The following is a 6750-nucleotide window of genomic DNA, read 5'->3' as shown; positions in this document are numbered from 1 at the left end:
TCATCGCCCACATTCGCCTGATCACAAGGCGACTTGCAAGGTACCGATATCGTTGAAGGCTTTTCGAGTCAGACTCTTAGCAGAGGCGGACGCGGGAAGCAGCCCGGCGCGCATCCCGCAGGGATTGCATTGACCGCCCCACCCCCTGATGCGACAGTCGCGTGATCGGCAAGCGGGAACGATCAGGAACCGCTCCCCGGGCATTCGCATGGGGAGGAGCATCTTGCTCAAGTCGTGTTCGGCTGTCATATCCGCGCAGAGCGGCACGTTCGGCGCGAAAGTGATCGTCACTCCACCATTCGAGAGGACGATAGCGGAGACAGCATGTGACAAACCTCGGCGACCTTGAAATCTTCTCCCGCGTCATCGCCATGGGCAGCATGTCGGCGGCCGGCCGCGCACTGGGCCTGTCGCCCGCCGTCGTCTCCAAGCGGGTGAAGCGGCTGGAGGAGCGCCTCGGCACCCGCCTCTTCCAGCGCACGACACGGCAGATCTCGCTGACCGAGGCCGGCCAGGGCTTCTACGACCGGATCGTCGGCATTCTCGCCGGCATCGAGGAAGCGGAGGCCTTCGTCTCCGGCCGCTCCGGCGCCGTGCGCGGCACGCTCCGGATTTCAGCGCCCACCTCCTTCGGCCGCATGCATATCGCGCCCAATCTCAAGGGCTTTATGGACGCCTATCCGGAACTCGTCGTCAACCTGATGCTGACCGACGATTTCTCCGACATCGTCGGCGGCGGCTTCGACATTGCCATCCGCATCGGCGAACTCTCCGATTCCTCGCTGGTCGCCCGCAGGCTCGCCTCCGTGCGACGCGTGCTGTGCGCCTCGCCGGACTATGTCGCCCGCCACGGCATGCCGGCCTCGCTCGAAGAGCTTCCCGCTCATGCCTGCCTGCCGCCGCACACCCAGGATGTCTGGAGGCTGGAGGGGCCGGAGGGCAATATCACCTACCGCCCGCAGGGGCAGCTCTACACCAATTCCAGCGAGGTGGTCCGGGAGGCCGTGTTTTCGGGCCTGGGTATCGCATTGCGCTCGACCTGGGATGTCGGGCCGGCACTGAAGAGCGGCGAACTCGTGCAGGTGCTGCCGCAATACGAAGGCTCGCGCAACGTGGTGCTCTCGGCGGTCTATCCGAGCCGACAGTTCCTGCCCGTCAAGGTTCGGCTCTTCATCGACTATCTCGCCGACCTCTACGGCCCGCTGCCCTATTGGGAGCGTTGAGCACTGTCCACCGTATCTTGCCGGATTGGCGGCAGCCGCGCGTTGCGCTAGGCTGCCGACCTCACGGCGGGAGGGCAGCGATGATCGGCAGGGTGACATTGGCGGCAGCGCTGATCGGGCTGGCGCTTCCGGCGGCAGCCGGCCCGCGGCCGCTCGACGACCTGCTCCAGGGATTCGACGATGCCTGTGACTACAGCGACGCGCTGGCGGACCTCCTGCAATCGAGCTATGCCTTTGCCCGCAAGGAGGGCGCGATCGCCATTCCGGCCGGTTACGAAGCCGTCTTCGGCCCGCCCACCGTCCGGCCGCAGGACGAGTATCTGCACATCGTCCTGCCCGTGACGGGTGGCACCTGGCGCGGCGTGCCGGTGAAGGAGATCGAGGTCTATATCACGGAGCTGGCCAGCGGCTTCAGCTACCAGGCGGTCGTCTTTCCGACCGACGCGCTGAAGGCTGCCGAAGCCGCCTTCCGGGAACGCGGCCTTGCCGCAAAGAAGAAGCTCGAGAAACAGGACGAGACCGGCTTCGGCTGGGACACCGGCTTTGCCGTGACCGACGGCGTGCCGCGTTATCAATGCGACCTGTCGACCTGAGACGTCAGGAAGGGACTTTGCGCCCTCCTCTTCCAAATAAACCTCAACATACACAATTCGCAGATGTAGAAAGCCGCAATTCACCACCTTGAAGCCAGAGTTTCATTTTCCTTGAGCCTGAAAAGTTTTTAGTCTTATCTACATTAAGTCCCTCTATTGTAGATATGATCGCGTAATGACTTCCTCCATCAACCCGCTGGCGCCCCATCAACTGCCCGCCTTCATCGTCGGCGCGGACGGAAGCGATACGCTTCTCTTCGCCGTCGGCCTGTTCGTGCTTGCCGCCGTTTTCGCGACAGGCCTTGTCTTCCTCTGGCTGCATAGCCTGCCGGAACGCATGGCGCACAAGGGGCAGAAGCTTCAGTTCGAGGCGGTCGCGGTCCTCTGCCTGCTTGCCCTCTTCACCCACAACAACGTGTTCTGGGTGATCGCGCTGCTTCTCGCCATCGTCGACCTGCCTGACCTCACCACGCCGCTCAACCGCATCGCCTCGGCCGCAGAGGCCTTCACCGCGACCAGACCGGAAAGCGAGGCCGCAGCGCCGGAGGAAGAGGCCAAGGCCGCAAGCGAAACGACGACACCCGTCGCAACACCCCCGGCGGAGGCGGAAGGCACGCCGGATGCCACGCCTGCGGAAACGGAAAAACGTTCGGAGGCACAGGACAATGCTTGAACTGATCGCCTGCTCGCTGATCACCGTCTTTCCGGACTATCTCTATCGCCGCTACGTGCAGGGCATGCGCATCGGCAAGGAAATCACGATCTTCTCGGTGTGGTATGTCCTGCGCTGGGGGATCACCGCCTGCGTGATGCTGACCGTCGCCATCATCGCGACCGTCTTCTTCTTCCACCCTTCGTCGACCAACGTGATGTCGTTCTTCCGCACGGTCCCGATCATTTCCGAAGCGACCGGACGGGTCGCGGAGGTCTATCTCGGCCATCGCGACAAGGTGGCCGCGGGCGATCCCATCTTCCGGCTCGACAGTTCGAGCCAGGAAGCGGCGGTCGCGGTGGCGCAGCGGAAGATCGCCGAAGTCGACGCCGCCATGGTCGTCGCACGCACGGACCTTCTGACCGCGGAGGGCAAGATCGCCGAGGCGCAGGCCGCCCTGCAGCAGGTCGAGGACGACCTGCGCACGAAGCGCGCGCTCAACCGCGGTGGATCAAACGTCGTCGCGACACGCGAGATCGAGAAGCTGGAGGTCGACCTCGGGCGCACCAACGGCGCACTGAAGGCGGCCAATGCCGCCAGGGAGGCGGCCGAGGCACGGCTCGACGCCCTCTTGCCGTCACAGAAGGCGAGCGCCCAAGCGGCGCTCGAACAGGCGGAAACGGATCTGCGCAAGACGGTGGTTCGCGCCGGCTTCGCCGGGCGGGTCGAGCAATTCACCCTGCGCGTCGGCGATATCGTCAGCCCGATCATGCGCCCCGGCGGGATTCTCATTCCCGAAGAGGCAGGGCGCCAGGCCCTGCAGGCGGGTTTCGACCAGGTGTCCGCATCGGTCATCAAGGTCGGCATGATCGGCGAGGTAGCCTGCAACACGCTGCCATGGCGGGTCATACCCGTGGTGGTGGCTGCCAAGCAGGATTACATCGCGGCGGGCCAGTTCCGCGGCGGGGAACAGCTGACCGATTTCACGAACGCCGGTGGCCAGGGCAGCGTGCTCGTGCACCTCGAGCCCCTCTATGAAGGCGGGATCGACGAGGTGACGCCGGGCAGCAACTGCATAGCCAACCTCTATTCGAACCATCACGACGAAATCGCCGCCGAGGGCACTTCCACCGCCCGGCGCATCGGCCTGCATGTCGTCGATGCGCTCGGCCTCGTCCACGCGATGCTGCTGCGCGTGCAGGTCGTCGTCATGCCCGTGAAGACGCTCGTCCTGTCCGGCCACTAGGCGGCATCGACGAGAGAGGTTCCCGCGGCTCATGCGGCCGCGGGCGTTCAGTGCTTGTCTTCTTCCGCGTGGCGCTGGCGTATGGCGCGCACGAGCAGCCACATGCCGACAATGACGAAGGGCACCGCGATCCCGGTCAGCGTTTCCGGCTTGACCGGCAGGCCGAGCCCGTGCGCCGCCTTGGCGACATAGCCGAAGAGGCCGACCACGTAGTAGGAGATAGCGGCGACCGACAGGCCTTCGACGGTCTGCTGCAGGCGCAGCTGCAGCTTCGCGCGGCGGTCCATGGAGTTGAGCAGGCCGGTGTTGAGCTGCTCCAGCTCGACATCGATCCAGCTTCGCAAGAGTGCCGTGGCCCGGGCGAGCTTGCGCGAAAGGTTCGCCTGACGCTCTTCCACCGACTGACAGGTGCGCATGGCCGGCGCGAGACGCCGTTCCAGGAAGAAGCCGAGCGTCTCGTAGCCGGACACCGCCGTTTCGGCGAGCGTGCGGATACGCTCCTGCACGATGCCGTAATAGGCGCGACTGGCGCCGAAGCGGTAGAGGCTGAGGGCTGCATTGGCCTCCAGCTCGGCAGCGAGCCGGGTGATTTCCGTCAGCAGCGTATCGGCCTTGTCACGGGCATGCTGCTTCATGGAATTGGTGATGCCGGTCAGCCCGTCCTCGATACGGCGGATATCCGGCGAGAGCGACTGGGCGAGCGGCAGCCCCATCATGGCAAGCGTGCGGTAGGTCTCGATATCGAGCAAACGCTGGACGAGCGCGCCGCGCCCGGCCTCCGTCATGCCGCGGTCGATAACGAGGATCTGCGTCAGCCCGTCGCCGTTCTGGCGGAAGTCGGTGAGCACCGCGCCCTGGCCGTTCTTGATCTCGCTGTAACAGAGGCTGGTCGGATCGAAGGTGGAGATCGCCTCGCGCGTCTCCGGCGTATCCGGCCGGATTTCAAGGCGTACGCCCGATATCAGCGTGCCGGGCGGCGAGAAGCTGTCGCCGAACGGATGGACGGGAACCTCGCCGCCGAATTTGTCCGGCGCCGGCGCATCCCAGAAATAGGTCGAGAACTCGGTGTGCCGCTCCCAGCGCAGCGTGCCCTGCCCCCAGCTCAGCGCATGGTGGCTGGAATCGCGCCCCGGTGGAGAAATGCCGCGCGAGCGCGACAATTCCCCCATCACGGCGTGATCGACCGCCGAGCCGCCTTCGGTCAGGAAGGCGAGCTGGAAGATGACGCGCGGTGACGGCACCAGCGCGTATGGTCTAGCGTGAATTTCCCCCAGCGCCTGCGCACGCGCGGTCGCCTGCGGAAAGGCGAAGCTGCCTTTTGCCATGTCTGCGCTGTCCCCTCATGTGCAACAGCATAGTCTTAACAAATGTCAGGCCGCAGGAGATAGGGCGCATTGACGCAGGTCCACAGGCGCCGACTGGACAAGATTGTTGACCAGTTTCGGCCCGCGTTGCTAGTGTTCACGGCGTGACCGACACCGCCTTCGACCTTTTCGCCCGTATCAGCCACAGCCGCACCGCCGACGAGGTCGTGCGGCAGATCGAGCTCCTGTTGCTCGAAGGCGTGCTGCGCGACGGCGACCGGCTGCCCGGCGAGCGCGAGCTCTCCAAGCGGCTCGACGTCTCCCGCCCCATCCTGCGCGAGGCGCTGAAGGAACTGGAAACCCGCGGCCTGCTGATCAGCCAGCACGGCGGCGGCACCTATGTCGCCGACATTATCGGCCAGGTGTTCTCCCGGCCCGTCGTCGACCTCATCGCCCGCCACCAGCGCGCAACGGAAGACTATGTCGAATATCGCCGCGAGCTTGAGGGCATCACCGCCGAGCTCGCCGCCCGCCGCGCCACGGAATACGACCGGCAGATGCTGACGCGCATCATGGAGGCCATGCGCGCGGCCCATGCCGGAGGCTCCTTCGATGCGGAACTGGAAACCGACGTGGAGCTGCACAACGCGATCGGCGAGGCCGCGCACAATATCGTGCTGCTGCATACGCTGCGCGCCTGCTACCGGCTGCTCGCCCAGGGGATCTTTTTCCACCGCCACCTCGTTTTCTCCTCCGAGGAAGCCCGCGGGCATCTGCTTGCGCAGCACGAGGCGATCTATACCGCGATCATGGCCGGCGACGGAACCACAGCGCGAAAAGCCGCCCAGGCGCACATGGACTACATCGCCACCGCCATCCGCGATGCCGAGCGCAGCGGCGAATGGCAGCGGATTTCGCAGTTGCGCATGCAAAAGCGCGGCCTGCCCCCGCAAGCCTGACTTGCGCCGCAAATCTCGCGCAAGCAAGATAGGCTATACCGACTCAAACGGCACATCCCGATACGAGGAATGAAAAAGACCTTGAACATTCTCAACCGCATCGCCAGCGACGTCCAACTCATGTTCCGCAGGCCCGTCCGGGAACAATACGGAGCGCTGTGCTATCGGGTGAAGAAGAAGCAGCCCGCGGTCGAGATCCTGCTCATCACCAGCCGCGACACCGGTCGCTGGGTCATTCCCAAGGGCTGGCCGATGGACGGCAAGAGCGCGGCGGCCGCGGCCGCACGCGAGGCCTGGGAAGAGGCCGGCGTGAAGGGAACCATCCGCACCACGCCGATCGGCAGCTACAACTATCTGAAGGGCCTGTCGCACGGGCTGAAGGTCGATTGCCGGGTGCGCGTCTTCCCGCTCGCCGTCGATGACCTCAGCAAGAATTTCCCCGAGAAGGACGAGCGGCGCGCCGAATGGGTGAGCTGCCCGGAAGCCGCCAGCCGCGTGCAGGAGCCGGGCCTCAAGGACCTCATTCTAGCCTTCGAGCGCACCATGCTCGCCGAAATCGCCGCGAACGGTGCGCCCGACGCCTGATTACGCGCCTGAACGGCCCTCGTCATATTGCCGCCGGTGCGCTGAGGCGATAGTGCCTGTCGGCTGAGCTCCCGACACGACCTCCGCGCAGAGGTCTGCCGCGGGATTTTCGACCGCTCGCGAGAAACCGGCTGCGGCCGATGCCGAGGCATCGGTGACGACCGGCGACCAAGGGGTGGCGAAAGCAC

7 protein-coding genes are annotated in these 6750 nt (G+C 65.2%); 6 read left to right on the top strand and 1 reads right to left on the bottom strand.

The features are described 5' to 3' along the window. Window positions 1-326 precede the first annotated feature (326 nt). From AKG11_RS24765 to AKG11_RS24750, 4 genes are all read left to right on the top strand, one after another. Window positions 327-1223, top strand: coding sequence for a LysR family transcriptional regulator (locus AKG11_RS24765; protein WP_050745838.1), 897 nt, complete (start codon window positions 327-329; stop codon window positions 1221-1223). A gap of 80 nt (window positions 1224-1303) precedes the next feature. After that, a complete protein-coding gene (locus AKG11_RS24760; RefSeq protein ID WP_050745837.1) occupies window positions 1304-1816 on the top strand; it encodes a hypothetical protein in 513 nt (170 codons plus the stop codon). 175 nt (window positions 1817-1991) lie between these two features. After that, the gene (locus AKG11_RS24755; RefSeq protein WP_050745836.1) at window positions 1992-2489 is read left to right on the top strand and encodes a hypothetical protein; all 498 of its coding nucleotides are present in this window, start codon (window positions 1992-1994) and stop codon (window positions 2487-2489) included. After that, a complete protein-coding gene (locus tag AKG11_RS24750) occupies window positions 2482-3714 on the top strand; it encodes an HlyD family secretion protein (RefSeq protein WP_050745835.1) in 1233 nt (410 codons plus the stop codon). The genes AKG11_RS24755 and AKG11_RS24750 overlap by 8 nt, the downstream gene beginning before the upstream one ends. 47 nt (window positions 3715-3761) lie before the next feature. On the opposite strand, the gene AKG11_RS24745 is transcribed toward AKG11_RS24750, so the two are convergent. After that, a complete protein-coding gene (locus AKG11_RS24745; RefSeq protein WP_050745834.1) occupies window positions 3762-5039 on the bottom strand; it encodes a DUF3422 family protein in 1278 nt (425 codons plus the stop codon). Window positions 5040-5182: 143 nt separating this feature from the next. Here AKG11_RS24745 and AKG11_RS24740 point away from each other — a divergent pair, with 143 nt between their 5' ends. Together AKG11_RS24740 and AKG11_RS24735 are read left to right on the top strand one after the other, a co-directional pair. Then, on the top strand, window positions 5183-5977 hold the full coding sequence (locus AKG11_RS24740) for a FadR/GntR family transcriptional regulator (RefSeq protein ID WP_023512637.1): 795 nt from the start codon (window positions 5183-5185) through the stop codon (window positions 5975-5977). Window positions 5978-6058: 81 nt separating this feature from the next. After that, complete coding sequence (locus AKG11_RS24735) at window positions 6059-6562, top strand: NUDIX hydrolase (RefSeq protein WP_088016544.1); 504 nt, start codon at window positions 6059-6061, stop codon at window positions 6560-6562. The last annotated feature ends 188 nt before the right edge of the window (window positions 6563-6750 follow it).

This window comes from Shinella sp. SUS2 (assembly GCF_001262505.1).
Classification (GTDB): Bacteria; Pseudomonadota; Alphaproteobacteria; order Rhizobiales; family Rhizobiaceae; genus Shinella.
This window is presented reverse-complemented; position numbering and strand designations above follow the sequence as displayed.